The organism is Micromonospora humida, assembly GCF_016901255.1.
Lineage (GTDB): Bacteria > Actinomycetota > Actinomycetes > Mycobacteriales > Micromonosporaceae > Micromonospora > Micromonospora wenchangensis.
Genome location: NZ_JAFEUC010000003.1, coordinates 425,217 through 442,069, shown reverse-complemented (window position 1 = coordinate 442,069; position 16,853 = coordinate 425,217). Strand labels below are relative to the sequence as shown.

General features: G+C 71.4%; 16 protein-coding genes and 1 pseudogene. 10 read left to right on the top strand and 7 right to left on the bottom strand.

Going from position 1 to position 16,853, the window contains the following annotated elements; translation table 11 throughout:
- Nucleotides 1-70 precede the first annotated feature (70 nt).
- Nucleotides 71-1,042 carry an aldo/keto reductase gene (locus JQX11_RS08945; RefSeq protein WP_088646211.1) on the bottom strand — a complete coding sequence of 324 codons (972 nt, stop codon included), beginning with the start codon at nt 1,040-1,042 and terminating at the stop codon, nt 71-73.
- Nucleotides 1,043-1,319: 277 nt separating this feature from the next.
- Between JQX11_RS08945 and JQX11_RS08940 the strand changes: the two genes are divergently transcribed.
- The 6 genes from JQX11_RS08940 to mshC all read left to right on the top strand — a co-directional run bounded on the left by JQX11_RS08940 (nt 1,320) and on the right by mshC (nt 6,801).
- Nucleotides 1,320-2,372: an LLM class F420-dependent oxidoreductase gene (locus tag JQX11_RS08940; protein ID WP_204924502.1), complete on the top strand. Its 1,053-nt coding sequence runs from the start codon at nt 1,320-1,322 to the stop codon at nt 2,370-2,372.
- Nucleotides 2,369-3,205: an undecaprenyl-diphosphate phosphatase gene (locus JQX11_RS08935; protein WP_204924501.1), complete on the top strand. Its 837-nt coding sequence runs from the start codon at nt 2,369-2,371 to the stop codon at nt 3,203-3,205. The genes JQX11_RS08940 and JQX11_RS08935 overlap by 4 nt, the downstream gene beginning before the upstream one ends.
- An 80-nt stretch (nt 3,206-3,285) precedes the next feature.
- Nucleotides 3,286-3,990, top strand: coding sequence for a histidine phosphatase family protein (locus JQX11_RS08930; RefSeq protein ID WP_204924500.1), 705 nt, complete (start codon nt 3,286-3,288; stop codon nt 3,988-3,990).
- 114 nt (nt 3,991-4,104) lie between these two features.
- Complete coding sequence (locus JQX11_RS08925; protein ID WP_204924499.1) at nt 4,105-4,683, top strand: DUF3090 domain-containing protein; 579 nt, start codon at nt 4,105-4,107, stop codon at nt 4,681-4,683.
- Entirely contained in the window at nt 4,680-5,495 is an 816-nt protein-coding gene (locus JQX11_RS08920; protein WP_204924498.1) for an SCO1664 family protein, read from the top strand. The genes JQX11_RS08925 and JQX11_RS08920 overlap by 4 nt, the downstream gene beginning before the upstream one ends.
- 67 nt (nt 5,496-5,562) lie before the next feature.
- Nucleotides 5,563-6,801 carry a cysteine--1-D-myo-inosityl 2-amino-2-deoxy-alpha-D-glucopyranoside ligase gene (gene mshC / locus JQX11_RS08915; protein WP_204924497.1) on the top strand — a complete coding sequence of 413 codons (1,239 nt, stop codon included), beginning with the start codon at nt 5,563-5,565 and terminating at the stop codon, nt 6,799-6,801.
- A 137-nt stretch (nt 6,802-6,938) separates the two neighbouring features.
- Here the strand turns inward: mshC and JQX11_RS08910 are convergent, their stop codons facing one another.
- A complete protein-coding gene (locus JQX11_RS08910) occupies nt 6,939-7,373 on the bottom strand; it encodes an Lrp/AsnC family transcriptional regulator (RefSeq protein WP_204924496.1) in 435 nt (144 codons plus the stop codon).
- A gap of 68 nt (nt 7,374-7,441) precedes the next feature.
- Here JQX11_RS08910 and JQX11_RS08905 point away from each other — a divergent pair, with 68 nt between their 5' ends.
- Nucleotides 7,442-8,155, top strand: coding sequence for a LysE family transporter (locus JQX11_RS08905; RefSeq protein WP_204924495.1), 714 nt, complete (start codon nt 7,442-7,444; stop codon nt 8,153-8,155).
- Between the two features lie 172 nt (nt 8,156-8,327).
- Here JQX11_RS08905 and JQX11_RS08900 read toward each other — a convergent pair whose 3' ends face one another.
- Both JQX11_RS08900 and JQX11_RS08895 read right to left on the bottom strand, forming a co-directional pair.
- Nucleotides 8,328-9,119 carry a GntR family transcriptional regulator gene (locus tag JQX11_RS08900; RefSeq protein ID WP_204924494.1) on the bottom strand — a complete coding sequence of 264 codons (792 nt, stop codon included), beginning with the start codon at nt 9,117-9,119 and terminating at the stop codon, nt 8,328-8,330.
- Nucleotides 9,120-9,234: 115 nt separating this feature from the next.
- The gene (locus JQX11_RS08895; RefSeq protein ID WP_204924493.1) at nt 9,235-10,104 is read right to left on the bottom strand and encodes a PAC2 family protein; all 870 of its coding nucleotides are present in this window, start codon (nt 10,102-10,104) and stop codon (nt 9,235-9,237) included.
- Nucleotides 10,105-10,375: 271 nt separating this feature from the next.
- Here JQX11_RS08895 and metH point away from each other — a divergent pair, with 271 nt between their 5' ends.
- Both metH and JQX11_RS08885 read left to right on the top strand, forming a co-directional pair.
- Nucleotides 10,376-13,879: a methionine synthase gene (metH, locus tag JQX11_RS08890; protein ID WP_269756823.1), complete on the top strand. Its 3,504-nt coding sequence runs from the start codon at nt 10,376-10,378 to the stop codon at nt 13,877-13,879.
- Between the two features lie 320 nt (nt 13,880-14,199).
- On the top strand, nt 14,200-14,502 hold the full coding sequence (locus JQX11_RS08885) for a hypothetical protein (protein ID WP_204924491.1): 303 nt from the start codon (nt 14,200-14,202) through the stop codon (nt 14,500-14,502).
- 359 nt (nt 14,503-14,861) lie between these two features.
- Here JQX11_RS08885 and JQX11_RS33340 read toward each other — a convergent pair whose 3' ends face one another.
- The 3 genes and pseudogenes from JQX11_RS33340 to JQX11_RS08870 all read right to left on the bottom strand — a co-directional run bounded on the left by JQX11_RS33340 (nt 14,862) and on the right by JQX11_RS08870 (nt 16,278).
- Nucleotides 14,862-15,440, bottom strand: coding sequence for a hypothetical protein (locus tag JQX11_RS33340; protein ID WP_204924490.1), 579 nt, complete (start codon nt 15,438-15,440; stop codon nt 14,862-14,864).
- A 271-nt stretch (nt 15,441-15,711) separates the two neighbouring features.
- A pseudogene (locus JQX11_RS33335) lies at nt 15,712-15,852 on the bottom strand (GntR family transcriptional regulator); the annotation flags it as partial.
- Nucleotides 15,853-15,903: 51 nt separating this feature from the next.
- The gene (locus JQX11_RS08870; RefSeq protein ID WP_204924489.1) at nt 15,904-16,278 is read right to left on the bottom strand and encodes a winged helix-turn-helix transcriptional regulator; all 375 of its coding nucleotides are present in this window, start codon (nt 16,276-16,278) and stop codon (nt 15,904-15,906) included.
- A gap of 72 nt (nt 16,279-16,350) precedes the next feature.
- On the opposite strand from JQX11_RS08870, the gene JQX11_RS08865 reads away from it, so the two are divergent.
- On the top strand, nt 16,351-16,761 hold the full coding sequence (locus tag JQX11_RS08865; protein WP_204924488.1) for a RidA family protein: 411 nt from the start codon (nt 16,351-16,353) through the stop codon (nt 16,759-16,761).
- Nucleotides 16,762-16,853 lie beyond the last annotated feature (92 nt).

Genomic DNA, 16,853 nt, shown 5'->3' with positions numbered 1-16,853 from the left:
CGATCGGTGGAATTGACACGTACCGGTGTGCTTTTGGTCCGGTCCGCCACCTTGTGCGCCGGCGGCGGGATCAGCCCTCGCGCTCCGGGTAGCCGACCGGCACGGCGGACACGTCGTCCAGCGCCGTGGTGATCTCCTCCGGCAGGGTCATCCGTTCCACCTGCAACGCGCCGAGCAGCTGCCCCACCGTGCGGGCGCCCAGCACCGGCGCGGTCACCCCCGGCCGGTCCCTGATCCAGGCCAGCGCCACCTCCAGCGGCGACACACCCAACCCGCCGGCCGCGATGCTCACCGCCTCGACGATGCTGGAGCAGCGCGGCTCCAGGTAGGTGGCGACGAACGCCTCGAAGTGGGCCGAGGCGGCCCGCGAGTCCGCCGGGCGGCCGTTGCGGTACTTGCCGGTCAGCACCCCCCGCCCCAGCGGCGACCAGGGCAGCACGCCCAGGCCCAACGCGGCGCAGGCCGGCAGCACCTCCCGCTCCACCCCCCGCTCCAGCAACGAGTACTCCACCTGGGCGGCGACCACCGGGGCCCGCCCCGGCCAGGCGGCCTGCCAGGCGGCGGCGCGGGCGGTCTGCCAACCCGAGAAGTTCGACACCCCGACGTAGCGGACCCGGCCCGAGGCGACCGCGTGGTCCAGCGCGGCCAGCGTCTCCTCCAGCGGGGTGTCCGGGTCGTAGCCGTGCACCTGCCACAGGTCGACGTGGTCGGTGCCGAGCCGGCGCAGCGAGGCGTCCAACGTACGCAGCAGGTGCCCGCGCGAGCCGTCCCGCCGCCGACCGCTGCCCGGCCGCAGCCCCGCCTTCGTGGCGATCAGCACGTCCTCGCGGGGGACCAGGGTGCCCAGCAGCGACCCGAGCACCGACTCGGCGTCGCCGTCGGCGAACACGTCGGCGGTGTCGACCAGGTTGCCGCCCGCGTCCAGGAAACTCTTCAGCTGGGCCGCCGCGTCGTCGGCGTCGGTGTCCCGGCCCCAGGTCATGGTGCCGAGCGCGAGCCGGGAAACCGCCAGCCCGCTTCGGCCGAGCGGTCGCTGTTGCATGGGTGAACCTTATTTCGAACGCGGCGCAACCGATATCCTCGCTCCCGGCATCTCTGCCTGTCGCGTCGCCGATCCGACCGTCACCGCCGCCCGCGCCGCCGCGTTGTGCACCGGATGCGCCGGTCCGGTCGCTGGCTGTCCACCCGTCCCCGCGCGGCCCGACCACCCACCCCGCCCGGCGTCCGGACGGTCGGCGTCCGGTGGCGAGCCGGTGGGCGGCCGGCCCCGGGCCATTGCGTAACCTGATGCGACCTGTGGTGCGGGATGGGGAGGATCAGTGCGACTCGGGCTCAGCCTCGGATATCAGACGGCGTGGAGTACGCCGGCGGACCACCTGGCGCTTGCCCAGGAGGCGGACCGCCTCGGCTACTCGGTGGTGTGGGCGGCGGAGGCGTACGGCTCGGACTCCCCGAGCATGCTCGCCTGGATGGCCGGGCAGACCGAACGGATCGACGTGGGCAGCGCGGTGATGCAGATCCCCGCCCGTACCCCGGCGATGACCGCGATGACGGCGGCCACCATCGACGCGCTCTCCGGCGGCCGGTTCCGGCTCGGCCTGGGGGTCTCCGGCCCGCAGGTCTCCGAGGGCTGGCACGGCGTCCGGTTCGCCAAGCCGCTCGCCCGCACTCGCGAGTACGTCGACATCGTCAAGCTGGCGGTGGCCCGCAAGGAGGTCGCCTACGCCGGCGAGCACTACACCCTGCCGCTGCCCGACGGCCCCGGCAAGGCGCTGCGGCTGGGCTTCCACCCGCCGCGCGAGCACATCCCGATCTACCTGGCCGCCGTCGGCCCGAAGAACCTGGAGCTGGCCGGCGAGATCGCCGACGGTTGGCTGGCCGTGTTCTACGCCCCCGAGTTCGCCGACGAGCAGCTCGCCTCCGTCAGCGCCGGCCGGGCGAAGGCCGGCAAGGAACTGGCCGGGTTCGACGTGGTGCCCTCGGTGCCGGTGGTGGTCGGTGACGACGTCGCCACCTGCGCCGAACTGGTCCGTTGGTACGCCGCCCTCTACGTCGGCGGCATGGGCAGCCGGCAGCAGAACTTCTACAACCAGCTCGCCACCCGGATGGGCTACGCCGACGCCGCCCGCGAGGTGCAGGACCTCTACCTGGCCAAGCGGCAGCGCGACGCCGCGGCGGCGGTGCCGATGGAGTTCATCGACCGCACCTCGCTGCTCGGCCCCAAGGAACGCATCGCCGAGCGGATGCGGGAGTACGCGGCCGCCGGGGTGACCACCCTGTCGGTCACCCTGTTCGTGGCCGACCGGGACAGCGGCGTGCAGACCCTGCGCACCGTCGCCGAGGCCTTCGACCTCTCGGGAGTCGGCGAGTGACCTGGGTCGAGGCCATCGTCCTGGGCATCGTCCAGGGGCTCACCGAGTTCCTTCCGGTGAGTTCGTCGGGGCATCTGCGGATCACCTCGGCGATCTTCTTCGACCGGGACGCGGGCGCGTCGTTCACCGCGGTCACCCAGCTGGGCACCGAGGCGGCCGTGCTCATCTACTTCGCCAAGGACATCTGGCGGATCACCCGGACCTGGCTGGTGGGGTTGCGGGACCGCTCGGTGCGTTCCAGCCTCGACTACCGGATGGGCTGGTACGTGATCGTCGGCTCGATCCCGATCGGGCTGTTCGGTTTCCTGTTCAAGGACCAGATCCGCACCGCCGGCCGCAACCTGTGGGTGGTCTCCACCACGCTCATCGTGTTCGCCTTCGTGCTGGCCTTCGCCGAGTACTGGGGGCGGCAGACCCGCACCCTGGTGAACTTCCGGATGCGCGACGGCATCGTGATGGGCTTCGCCCAGGCGATGGCGCTGATCCCCGGGGTGTCGCGCTCCGGCGGCACGCTCACCGCCGGCCTGCTGCTCAACCTGACCCGGGAGGCCGCCGCCCGGTACTCGTTCCTGCTGGCCATCCCGGCGGTGGTGATGTCCGGCATCTTCAGCGTCGGGGACGTCTTCGAGCCGGCCGCCCCGGGCACCTCGGTGCCCTCGGTGGCGCAGATGGTGGTCGCCACGATCATCGCGTTCGGCATCGGCTACGCGGCCATCGCCTGGCTGCTGCGTTACGTGGCACACCACACCCTGTACGTCTTCGTGCTCTACCGGGTGGCGCTCGGCACCCTGGTGCTGGCGTTGCTGCTCACCGGCACGATCAGCGCCACCTGACCGTACGTCGGCCGCCGGCCCCCGACACCACCTCAGGTGTCGGGGGCCGGCTGTGGTCCGGCTGCCCCTAGGGTGGTGGCGTGGCGACCCTTCTGCTTCTGCGACACGGCCGGACGACCGCGAACGCCGAGGGCGGGCTGGCCGGCCGCCAGCCGGTCGAGCTGGACGACACCGGGCGGGCCCAGGCGGACGCGGTCGGCCAGCGGCTGCGCGGCCTGCCGCTTTCGGCGGTGGTGACCAGCCCGCTGATCCGCTGCCGGCAGACCTTGGAGCTGGCCCTTCCGCAGGCCACCCCGGTGGTCGAGGAGGGGCTGATCGAGTGCGGCTACGGCGCCTGGGAGGGGCAGCCGCTGAAGAAGCTGGCCAAGGAGAAGCTCTGGCCGGTGGTGCAGCAGCACCCCAGCGCCGCGGTCTTCCCCGACGGGGAGTCGATGGCGCAGATGTCGGCCCGCGCGGTCGCCGCGGTACGCGCCTGGGACGCCCGGATCACCGCCGAGCACGGACCGGAGGCGGTATGGCTGGCGTGCAGCCACGGCGATGTGATCAAGGCCATCGTCGCCGACGCCCTCGGGGTGCACCTCGACCTGTTCCAACGCATCGTCGCCGACCCGGCCTCGCTCACCGCGATCCGCTACACCCCGCTGCGGCCGTTCCTGGTCCGGCTCAACGACACCGGCGGTGACCTGGCCTCCCTGGTGCCGCCACCGGCCCGGCGGCGGCGTCGGGCGACCGGGCCGGCCGACTCCGACGCGGCCGTCGGCGGGGGTGCGGGCGCCACCGGCTGAGCCGGCCCGCCGGGGGACGCCGGCCACCGGGCGCGGGCCGCGCCGTTTCGCCCTCGGCTGATTCGGCGTCGGTGCCTTGCGCGACCGTTCCACGCTCCGGATAGGGTCGTGGGTATGACCCACCAGGTGCACGCCTTCGAGCCGCCCGAGCGGTTCGTCGCCGGGACCGTCGGGCCGCCCGGGGAGCGCACGTTCTTCCTCCAGGCCCGCGGTGGCGGCCGGCTGGTCAGCGTCGCGCTGGAGAAGGTGCAGGTGTCCCTGCTCGCCGAGAAGCTGGAGGAACTGCTCTCCGAGGCGCAGCGCCGCTTCGGCGTCGAGCTGCCGGAGTCGCCGGTGTCCGTCGGCGACAACGACCCGCTGGACAATCCGGTCGACGAGGAGTTCCGGGTCGGCACCCTCGGGCTGGCCTTCGACGTGGACTCCGCCACGGTGGTGATCGAGGCGATCGCCGCCGGTGAGGCGGAGGCCGAGGTCGAGCTGGGTGACGACGAGGACGACGAGGACGACGACGATGACGAACCGGACGAGGACCTCGACCGGCTCCGGGTGCGACTGACCCCCGAGGCGACCCGCGAGTTCATCGAACGGGCCCGCCGGGTGGTCAACGCCGGCCGCCCGCCCTGCCCGCTGTGCGGCCAGCCGCTCGACCCGGCCGGGCACCTCTGCCCCCGGCACAACGGCTACCACCGGTGACGTCGTCGGAGGTGCAGCGCCAGGATGCCAGCGCCGCGCTCCGGCTGCTGTGCGAGGGTGAACTGGAGCTGGAGGGTCGGCTTGTCGACGCCTCCAACACCACCCTGCGGGCCACGCTGACCCTCGACGGCCGTACCGCCCGGTGCGTCTACAAGCCGGTGCGCGGCGAGCGTCCGCTCTGGGACTTTCCCGACGGCACCCTCGCCGGCCGGGAGGTCTCGGCCTACCTGGTCTCGCGGGCCACCGGCTGGGATCTGGTCCCGCTGACGGTGCTGCGCGACGGGCCGCTCGGGCCCGGGTCGTGCCAGCTCTGGATCGACGAGCCGGACGACGCCGAGCCGCTGGTCGGGTTCGTGCCGGCCGAGTCGGTGCCGCCGCGCTGGTTCCCGGTGGCCGCGGCCCGCGACGACGACGGCGCGGCGTACGCCCTGGCCCACGCCGACGACCCCCGGCTGGCCCGGCTGGCCGTGCTGGACGCGGTCATCAACAACGCCGACCGCAAGGGCGGGCACGTGCTGGCCGGCGCGGACGACCGGATCTACGGGGTGGACCACGGGGTCTGCTTCCACGTCGAGGAGAAACTACGGACCGTGCTGTGGGGGTGGGCCGGCCGGCAGCTCCCACCGGACGCGGTGCAGGTGCTCGACGCCCTCGACCGGCAACTCGCCGGCGAGCTGGGGGAGGAGTTGGCCGAGCACCTGACCCTCGGCGAGGTCGCCGAGGTGGCCGCCCGGGTACGGCGGCTGCGCGACACCGGCCGGTACCCGCTGCCGCCGCAGGAGTGGCCGGCGATGCCGTGGCCGCCGATCTGAGCCGTTGTCGTGTTGATCACCCGGGCGGTTCCTCCCGGCGGCCGGGCGGCTCGTTAGGCTGGCGGTCATGGAGTCTTGGGCGGGACACGAGGTGCCACGGCTGCCGGGTGACGGCGGGCCGCTGAGCTTGTACGACTCGGCGCGACGCGGTGTCCACCCGAGCCGCCCCACCGGCCCCGCCACCATGTACGTCTGCGGCATCACCCCGTACGACGCCACCCACCTGGGCCACGCTGCCACCATGATCACCTTTGATCTGCTGCAGCGGATGTGGCGCGACGCCGGCCTGACCGTCCGGTACGTGCAGAACGTCACCGACATCGACGACCCGCTGCTGGAACGCGCCGAGCGCGACGGCGAGGACTGGAAGGTCCTGGCGATGCGGGAGACGGCGCTGTTCCGCGAGGACATGGAGGCGCTGCGGATCATTCCTCCGGCGCACTACGTCGGCGCGGTGGAGTCGATCCCGGACATCGCCGACCGGGTCCAGGAACTGCTCAAGGACGGTGCCGCCTACCGGCTCGACGACGGCACCGGCGACGTCTACTTCGACATCGCCGCCGCCCCGGCGTTCGGCTACGAGTCGAACCTGACCCGGGAACAGATGCTGGAGATCTTCCCCGAGCGCGGTGGCGACCCGCGGCGGGCCGGCAAGCGCGACCCGCTCGACCCGCTGCTGTGGCGCGGTGCCCGCGACGGCGAGCCGTCCTGGCCGGGCGGCGAGCTGGGCCCCGGCCGGCCCGGCTGGCACATCGAGTGCACCGTGATCGCGCTGAACCTGCTCGGCGACCGGCTCGACGTGCAGGGCGGCGGCAACGACCTGATCTTCCCGCACCACGAGTGCTCCGCCGCGCACGCCGAGCGGCTCACCGGCACGGCCCCCTTCGCCGACCACTACGTGCACGCCGGCATGATCGGCCTGGACGGCGAGAAGATGTCGAAGTCCAAGGGCAACCTCGTCTTCGTCTCCCGGCTACGCGCCGACCGGGTGGACCCGATGGCCGTCCGGCTCGGCCTGATGTCCGGCCACTACCGGGACGACCGGGCCTGGACCGACGACGTGCTGACCGCCGCGCAGCAGCGGCTGGACCGCTGGCGGCGGGCCGCCGCCGCGCCGTCCGGGCCGTCCGGCGCGGCCTTCCTGGCCGGGGTACGCGAACGCCTCGGCGACGACCTGGACACCCCGGGCGCCCTCGCTCTGGCCGACGACTGGGCCGCGGCGGCCCTGGCCGGCACCGGCGACGACCCGCAGGCCCCCGCCCTCTTCGCCACCACCGTCGACGCCCTCCTCGGCATCCACCTCTAACCCCCACCCCACCCCCACCCCCGCCCGGCCCGTCGATCATGGAGTTGTGGTGGGGGTTGAGCCCCCATGTGCGACGTTTTCTGAACCCCACAACTCCATGATCGACGCAGGGGGCGTGTCGGGGTGGCTGATGGGGGTCAGCGGGGGGTGGGTTGGCGTAGGGCGACGCGGGTCTGGGTCTGCACGACGCCGCAGCTCTTCTTGAGCCGACGTAGCAACGCGTCCAGGGCGGCGGTGTCCCGCAGCCGGGCCCGCAGCAGGTAGTCGTACGGCCCGGTCATGTGCACCGCGTCGACGATCTGCTCGATCGGGGCGATGGCGTCGACGAACGTCTCGTAGTCGGTCCCGGCGTCGAGGCGTACGTCGATGAACACTTCCAACCCGCCCCGGAGCTGCGGCGCGTCGTGACCGGTGACGACCGTGTACCCGAGGATGACGCCGTCGGCTTCCAGCCGGCGGACCCGGGCGGCGGTGGCGTTCGTGCTCAGGCCGACCCGTCGACCGATCTCACTGAACGAACACCTCGCATTCTCCTGCAGGATGCCGAGAATGTGCTCGTCCAGCTGGTCCACACCGATAATCGTACGCCGGCACCACTCATCTGTCGGTCGTGCCCGTCGGGGTGACCCAGACTCGGCGGATGGCTGATGGAATCGTGTTCCTGGCGGTCGCCGGGTTCGCCGCCGGGCTGGGGGTGGCGATGCCCCTGGGGGCGATCGGGGTGCTGATCGTCCGGGAGGGGATGCTGGGCGGTCACCGCAGCGGCCTGGCCGCAGCATTCGGCGTCGCCACCGTCGACACCCTCTACTGCCTCGGCGCGCTGCTGACCGGGGCGGCGCTCGCGCCGGTGATCGCCTCGTGGGGAGACGCTCCCCGCTACCTGTCCGGGCTGGTGATCGTCGGGCTGGGCTGCCACCAACTGGTCACCCTGCGCCGAGCCCCGGCACGCCCCGCCGGGGCCGCAGCCGAGCGGGACGGCACCGGCGGGGCCCGGCGGGACGGTGGCGGTGGAGCCGAGCGGGACGGCACCGGCGGGGAACGTCCGGCCCGGACCGCCGCCGGACCGGTCTACGTCCGATTCGTGCTCCTCACCGCGGTCAACCCGTTGACCCTGGTGTACTTCTTCGCCCTGGCCGGGACGGTGAACGCCGTGCCGGGCAGTTGGACGGGGCCCGGGGTGTTCGTCGCCGCCGCCGGGCTGGCCTCCCTGCTCTGGCAGACCGGGCTCGCCACGATCGGCGCGGCCCTCGGTGCCACCGTCCCCGTACGGGTCGCCGACCTGCTCGGGGTGGTCGCCTCCCTGATCGTCGTCGCGCTCGGAGCGGCCGTCATCGTGGTCACCGCGCTCACCTGAGGCACAGCCGACGCCCTTGCGCCCGGTACCGTCCCACCGGCCATGCCGCCGCCGTTGTACGGTGCGGCCCAGCCCTTGTGCGGCCCAGCCCCGGTGCGGCCCAGCCCTTGTGCGGAGGCCGGACCGGGACGGGGGCCGGACCGGGACGGCGGGCGGTGCCCGACCGGGAGGATCAGCCGAGGACCAGGCCGGGATCGGGGTCGGGGTCCGGTGCGGGGGCGGGGACCTGGTACTCCTCGGTCAGCGTGGTCATCGGGCCGGGCCAGGTGGCCTGGGCGACCTCGATCGGCTTGCGGTGGGCGTCGTAGGCGACGTGCAGCAGGTGCAGCACGGGCGTGTCGGGGCGGATCTGGAGCGTTTCGGCCTCCTCCCGGCTGGGCTGCCGGGCGCTGATGGTGTCGGCGGCGGTGGTGTACCGCCGGCCGGTCGCCTCCTCGGCCTCCTGGTAGAGCGGCCTGCCGAACGCCTCGGCCCGCTCCAGGGAGGTGCCGGCGGTGTCCTTCGGCAGGAACCAGGACGCGCCCACCTCCACCGGGGAGTCGTCGGTGCGTACCAGGTGCCGGCGGCAGAGCAGTTCGGTGCCGTCGGCGACCCCGAACGCGTCGGCCACCTCGGGCGGGGCGGGTGCCCGACCGACCGAGACGAGCTGCTGGCGGTACCGGGCGGCGAGGTCGGCGTGGTAGCCGCGGAAACCGCCGTACCGACCCCGGGAGAGCCGGTTGAGCCGCCGCCGGGTGCCCCGCACGTACGTACCGGAGCCGGGTTTGGTGATCAGGATGCCCTCGACCCGCAGCTGGTCGACGGCGCGTTGCACGGTCTGCTTCGCCACCCCGAACATCTCGGCGATGGCCGGGATGGACGGCAGCCGTTCGCCAGGCCCCCAGTCGCCCCGCCGCACCTGGGCCTTGAGCTGCGCGGCGATCTGCCGGTGCGGGAACTCGGCGGCTCCCGGGTTGATCTGCACGCCCGCCTCCTCCTGACAGCTAGGTTCCTAGGATGCCCTAGAGGGGGTGACGGCGCCACCCCGGACACGCCGAAAGGCCCCGGACGCCGCGACGCCCGGGGCCCTGCGGGGACGACTACCAGGAACCGGCGGTGGGGCCGGCGGAACCGCCCCGGCGGCGCAGGTACTTCTCGAACTCCTGGGCGATCTCGTCACCGGTCAACGGGGTGATGCCCGCGTCGCCGACGCGTTCCTCCAGCTCCCGCACGTACTCGCCCAGCTCGGCGTCCTGCTCGGCGGCGCCGCGTACCCGCTGCTCCCACTCGGCGGCCTCCTCGGCCAGGTCGGCCATCGGCACCGGCAGGTCGAGCACCTCCTCGACTCGGTGCAGCAGCGCCAGGGTGGCCTTGGGGCAGGGCGGGTTGTTGGCGTAGTGCGGCACGTGCACCCAGAACGACACCGCGTCGACCTCGGCCCGGGTGCAGGCGTCCTGGAGCACCCCGACGATGCCGGTGGGCCCGTCGTAGCGGGTGGGGGTGAGCTGGTAACGCTGGGCGGCCTGGGCGTCGGAGGCGCTGCCGCTGATCGGCAACGGCCTGGTGTACGGCACATCGGCCAGCAACGCGCCGAGCAGCACCACCCGTTCGACCTCCAGGCTGTGGCAGATCTCCAGCACCTGCTCGCAGAACGTGCGCCAGCGCATGCTCGGCTCGATGCCCCGGATCAGCACCACGTCACGGTCGGTGCCCTCGGGGCTGGCCACCACGAACTTCGTGGTGGGCCACTCCACCCGGCGGGTCTCGCCGTCGGACATCGTGATCGTCGGGCGGCTGACCTGGAAGTCGTAGAACTCCTCCGGGTCGATCTCGGTGATCTGGCGGGCCTGCCAGACCTGTTCCAGGTGTTCCACGGCGGCGGTGGAGGCGTCCGCGGCGTCGTTCCAGCCCTCGAAGGCGGCGATCGCCACCGGGGACCGCAGCACCGGCAGCCCGTCGAACTCGGTCACGCCGTCACCTCGCCCCGCTCGTCGCCGGCGGTGCCGGGGGTCGGCCCGGTCACCCGCCCGCCGTGCACGGTGGCGTCCCTGATGTCCTTCACGTCCGCAAGCCTACGTCCCGGCGCGGCGCGTGGCCCGTCGGCCGCGCCGGCACGCCGCCCCACCCCACCGCCGAACCGGTACGAACCGGGACGCGGAGCGGGCGGACACATAGTGGGACGACCCCGGGCGTCGACAGTCACCGGATCGACCGCACTAACCTGATGTGGTGCGGACTTCGTTGCGGGATGTGCTGGCCGACCGGATTCTCATCGCCGACGGCGCGATGGGGACGATGCTCCAGGCTGCCGACCTGAGCCTCGACGACTTCGAGGGGCTGGAGGGCTGCAACGAAATCCTCAACGTGACCCGGCCCGACGTGGTGCGCGGCGTGCACGAGGCCTACCTGGCGGCCGGCGCGGACTGTGTCGAGACGAACACGTTCGGCGCGAACCTCGCCAACCTCGCCGAGTACGACATCCCGCAGCGCATCCGGGAGCTGTCCGAGGCCGGCGCGCGGATCGCCCGGGAGGCCGCCGACGCGTACGCCACGGCGGAGCGCCCCCGGTTCGTGCTCGGCTCGATCGGCCCCGGCACCAAGCTGCCCACCCTCGGCCACGCCCCGTACGCGACGTTGCGGGACGCGTACCAGGAGAACGCGGCCGGGCTGATCGCGGGCGGGTCGGACGCGCTGATCATCGAGACCTGCCAGGACCTGTTGCAGGTCAAGGCGGCCGTGGTCGGGTCGAAGCGGGCGATGGCCGAACTGGGCCAGCAGGTGCCGATCATCTGCCACGTGGCGGTGGAGACCACCGGCACCATGCTGGTGGGCAGCGAGATCGGGGCGGCACTGGCGGCCATCGAGCCGCTCGGGGTGGACCTGATCGGGCTGAACTGCTCGACCGGCCCGGCCGAGATGGGTGAGCACCTGCGCTACCTGTCGCAGCACTCCCGGATCCCGCTGTCGGTGATGCCGAACGCCGGCCTGCCGGTGCTGACCGCCGACGGGGCGTACTTCCCGCTGAGCCCGGCCGAGCTGGCCGACGCCCTGGAACGGTTCGTCGCCGACTACGGTGTCGGGCTGATCGGCGGCTGCTGCGGCACCACCCCGGAGCACATCCGGGCGCTGGCCGAGCGGCTGCACGGCGCGACCCCGGCGGCCCGCGAGCCCCGGCACGAGGCGGGCGTCTCGTCGATCTACCACCCGGTGCCGTTCGCCCAGGACGCCTCGGTGCTGATGGTGGGGGAGCGGACCAACGCCAACGGCTCCAAGGCGTTCCGTGAGTCGATGCTCGCCGCCGACTGGCAGGCGTGCGTCGAGGTGGCCCGCAGCCAGGCCCGCGACGGCTCGCACCTGCTGGACCTGTGCGTCGACTACGTCGGTCGGGACGGCACGCAGGACATGCGGGAGCTGGCCGGCCGGTTCGCCACCGCGTCCACCCTGCCGATCATGCTGGACTCCACCGAGCCGGCGGTGATCGAGGCCGGGTTGGAGATGCTCGGTGGGCGTTGCGTGGTCAACTCGGTCAACTTCGAGGACGGCGACGGCCCCGACTCCCGCTACGCGCGGGTGATGCCGGTCATCGCCGAGCACGGTGCGGCCGTGGTGGCGCTGCTCATCGACGAGGAGGGGCAGGCCCGTACCCGGGAGTGGAAGGTCCGGGTGGCGGCCCGGCTGATCGACGACCTGACCGGCCGCTGGGGCATGGACCGGTCGGACATCCTCATCGACGCCCTGACCTTCCCGATCGCCACCGGCCAGGAGGAGACCCGGCGCGACGGCATCGAGACGATCGAGGCGATCCGGGAGATCGCCGCCCGCTACCCGGGGGTCAACTTCACCCTGGGCATCTCGAACGTCTCGTTCGGCCTCAACCCGGCGGCCCGGCAGGTGCTCAACTCGGTGTTCCTGCACGAGTGCGTGCAGGCCGGGCTGACCTCGGCGATCGTGCACGCCAGCAAGATCCTGCCGATGTCCAAGATCCCCGAGGCGCAGCGCGAGGTCGCCCTCGACCTGATCTACGACCGGCGGCGCGAGGGCTACGACCCGGTGCAGCGGTTCATCGAGGCGTTCGAGGGTGTCGACGCCGCGTCGGCGCGGGCCACCCGGGCCGAGGAACTGGCCGGGCTGCCGCTGGAGGAGCGGCTCAAGCGGCGGATCATCGACGGCGAGCGCAACGGCCTGGAGGCCGACCTGGACGCCGCGATGGCGCAGGGCCGGTCCCCGCTGTCCATCATCAACGACATCCTGCTGGACGGGATGAAGGTCGTCGGTGAGCTGTTCGGCTCCGGGCAGATGCAGTTGCCGTTCGTGCTCCAGTCCGCCGAGGTGATGAAGACGGCGGTGGCCTACCTGGAGCCGCACATGGAGGCGGTCGAGGACGGCGGCAAGGGCCGGATCGTGCTGGCCACCGTACGCGGCGACGTGCACGACATCGGCAAGAACCTGGTCGACATCATCCTGTCCAACAACGGCTACGAGGTCGTGAACATCGGCATCAAGCAGCCGATCACCGCGATCCTCGACGCCGCCGAGCAGCACCGGGCCGACGCGATCGGCATGTCCGGGCTGCTGGTCAAGAGCACGGTCATCATGAAGGAGAACCTCGCCGAGATGGCGTCGCGCGGGGTGGCCGAGCGGTGGCCGGTGCTGCTGGGCGGGGCGGCGCTGACCCGCGCGTACGTCGAGGACGACCTGCGGGCGATGTTCCCCGGCCAGGTGCACTACGCCCGGGACGCCTTCGAGGGGTTGGCCCTGATGGACCGGGTGATGACCGCCAAGCGTGGTGGCGCACCCGTGATCGACCCGGAGCGGGAGGCGGCCCTGGCGGCCCGGCGGGCCCGCCGGGAGAAGCAGCGCACCATGGTCACCGAGGCGCTGCCGGAGCTGCACGACTCCTCGGTCCGCTCCGACGTGGCCACCGACGTGGCGGTGCCCACCCCGCCGTTCTTCGGCACCCGGGTGGTCAAGGGGGTGCCGCTGGCCGACTACGCGGCGCTGCTGGACGAGCGGGCCACGTTCCTCGGCCAGTGGGGGCTGCGCGGGTCGCGGGGCGGCCAGGGTCCGTCGTACGAGGAACTGGTGGAGACCGAGGGGCGGCCCCGGCTGCGGTACTGGCTGGACCGGCTCATCGCCGACCAGGTGCTGGAGGCGGCCGTGGTATACGGCTACTTCCCGGCGTACTCCGAGGGCAACGACCTGGTGGTGCTGGACGAGAACGGCACCAGCGAGCGGGCCCGGTTCTCGTTCCCCCGGCAGCGGCAGGAACGGCGGCTCTGCCTGGCCGACTTCTTCCGCCCGAAGGACGACGGGCTGGACGTGGTGGCGTTGCAGTTGGTCACCGTCGGCCAGCCGATCAGCGAGTACACCGCGAAGATGTTCGCCGCCAACGAGTACCGCGACTACCTGGAGGTGCACGGGTTGTCCGTGCAGCTCACCGAGGCGCTCGCCGAGTACTGGCACCGGCGTATCCGCTCCGAGCTGACCCTGCCGGCCGGTGGCACGGTCGCCACCGGCGACCCGACCGACCTGGCCGGCCTGCTGCGCAACGACTACCGGGGCTGCCGGTACGCGTTCGGCTACCCGGCCTGCCCGGACCTGGAGGACCGGGCGAAGATGGTGGAGCTGCTGGGGGCGGAGCGGATCGGCGTGCAGTTGTCGGAGGAGTTCCAGCTAGTGCCGGAGCAGGCCACCGACGCGATCGTGGTGCACCACCCGGAGGCCAACTACTTCAACGCCAAGTGATGTCATCACCTCGACGGCACTGAAACCTGCGGACAGCACGGCCCCTCCCCGCTGGGCCCCCGGGCCGGGGGTGGGAGCCGTGCTGCGAAGGGACGATGATCACCGGACGGGTGCTGTCCCGGCTCGTTCGTAGCAGTCCGGGAGACCCGCGAGGAGACCGGTAACGGTGTCGAGGTGACCGGGATGGTGGGCGTCTACTCCGACACCGACCACGTCGTCGAGGACTCGGACGGTGCTGGCATGATCAGTGGGCCGAGTGTCGGTCTGACGGCCTCAGCTACTGATGCCCCCTTGGCGCGGAGGATCGAAGGTTGGCGGGCGTGGAGGGGTACTCGTTACGTGGCGGTATCCGGGTGGTTCCTAGAATTGGGGGCGGTTTTCGCGCCGATTCTGGCTGGCCGATGGCGAGGCTTCGAGCGGATCCGAACTTCATCACGTTGAGGGAGATCTGGGCCGGAACTCTGATGATCACCGCCGACAATCTGGTTGCGATCCGACGATGGCGAAGCACCGGGTTGGAGTTCGAGGTCAGTGATTGTGATGAGTTGTGGATCTTTCGGACCCGTAGTGTCGACCGATTGATTGACCGCCTTGCGGCGCTCGGATGGACCGTCGAACGGTGACGGCGCTCCCGCCGAGACAGCCCGGAGTGTCCGGACCTGAGTGGCCAACCGAGTGACGGCCGGTACGCGCATCGCCGGACTACCGTGGACGCTGGAAAACCCTTTCTGCAGGTCACCGTTCGCATCGAGGCTGGCCCGGCCGGCCGGGAAGGTCCTTCGCGCATAGCGGTCGAGCTGTAGGGTCAGCGTCTACGTTCGGGCCGAGCGGCCCATGCAGCAGCGGCGGCGCAGAGCATGAGGCAGGCGAACAGGCAACTCAGCGCGCCGCACAGCAACATGACCCCAGCCCCGATGCCTTCCATGAGCATCAGCGTAGGCGCTCAGCCTTCCGTTCCCACAGCGTGCCCGATGCGTAGAGGTCACGAGTTCGATCCTGGGAAGTTGCGGACAGCGGCACGCCCGCTGAAGGTGAGGATGGTTGCTGTGATAATGGCAGGCACAAAGGATGCCACCAGCCCGATTCTGCCAACCTCAACCCATGTCGGATGAATCTTGGCGAATGCTGCGGGAAGTGCGTCATCAAACTCTGTCGGTTCGTCGGATAGCCATAGTCGCCATCCGGAACCGTAGCAGCAGACCACGCTGAGCAGGCTCGTTGTGAGGGTGACCACCCTTGCGGCCTCGTGGTCCGTCCTGACCCACAGGGCAACGCCGGCCAATGTCGGTGCGAAGAAGAACGCATACCACAGAGTAATCCGGGCTTCGAAATGGAAGTAGGACGCCTTGAGTGCGATCGAACTGCTGTCTATCGGTGTGCCGGAGCGGTTCGCTGCGTCGTTTATGGCAGCGTTGATGTCCCCTTGGGTATATATTACGGAAATCGCCGCGAATATTAGCAGGGATGCCTGGAGGGTCAACAGCGCGCTTGCGATATTGACTCCCGGTGAGAGGCGTCGAGGTAGCCGCTCGCCAGTCGAGTTCGTGCTGGTTGGAGCCACGAGCCGATGCTATATGGCGATCAACACCAAGCGCCTGGCGGGGTGGTGGGCGGTGGTGGACCAGAATCGCAGGTGGCTGCGGCGTCAGCCTGGCGTCTTTCCGGTGGGGCCCCTGAATGCACTGCAAAGGGACGTTCCAAATCGACTCGTGCGGGGATGAGTGGCCGAAAGCCCTGACACGTCGTGCGTGCTCGACGGTATGACGCTGCATTTCCGGGTCGACCGTCGGTGTGGTGCGCCGAAGCCGTTCCCCGCTGAATGACCGAGGCTGGCGGGGGAGCGGCGTTGCGACGTAGACACCCTTGCCCTGCCTGCCGTCGATCAACCCTTCGGCTTTGAGGATGAGCATCGCGGCGCGGATGACGGTGTTGCTCTCCTCGTATCGCTCGCACAGGGCGGCGAAGGACGGCAGCACCCGAAGGTACGCCTCCAGCGCCTCGTCTGAGCGTCGCCTCGGGGGGCGTCAGCTGGTCTCGTCGTACGAACGGCGGGCGGCCTCGATGGCGGGCAGGTGCCGCCCGGCCCAGTCGAGAAGGACGTCGACCGGGTGCCGGAGGGTCTTGCCCAGCGGGGTGATGCGGTATTCGACGGCGACCGGCCGCGACGACAGGACGTGCCGCGCGACGATGCCGTTGCGTTCGAGCCGACGCAGGGTGGCGCTCAGTGACTTCTGGGACACGGTGGGGATGGCGTGGCGCAGCTCGTTGAACCGGCAGGGTCGTTCGCAGAGTTGGTTGAGCACCTCCAGTGACCACTTGTCGAGGACCTGGTCGAGCAGTTCGCGGTGTGGCGGGGTGACCCGGAGGGCTTCCTCCGGCAGGGATGTGGTTTCGGGCATGACACCTAGTCTCGTTGAAGTTGCCTCGGTACACCAGGTATCCATGAGATACCAGCGAGGAAAGGAAGCCAGATGGGTGTTCAGCTTTTCTCCGCGCCGGGCATGATGCAGCCCGTTCCCTACCACCACGTCGCGGTCGCGTCGGGGTCGCGCCACGTCCACGTGGCCGGTCAGATCAGCCGGGACGAGGCCGGCCGGCCGGTCGCGGCCGGCGACCTGCGGGGTCAGGTCGCCCAGGCGCTGCGCAACACGGGGTACGGGCTGGCCGGTGCCGGCGCGGGCTTCGCGGATGTCGTCCGCCTGACGTTCTACGTGACGAACTGGTCGCCGGAGCGGATCGGCGACTTCATGGCCGGGGTGGAGGATGCCGCGGCGGAACTCGGCCTGCCGCAGCCGTTGCCCCCGTCGTCGCTCATCGGCGTCGATTATCTCTTCGAGCCGGACGTTCTCGTCGAGGTCGAGGCGACGGCGATCCTGGACTGAGGTCCCGGTCCGACACGGCCTGTATCGGCGATCCAGTGGTATCCGAGCGCTCCGATACCGCTAAATCGGCCAAATAGCGCCGATCAGGCCGG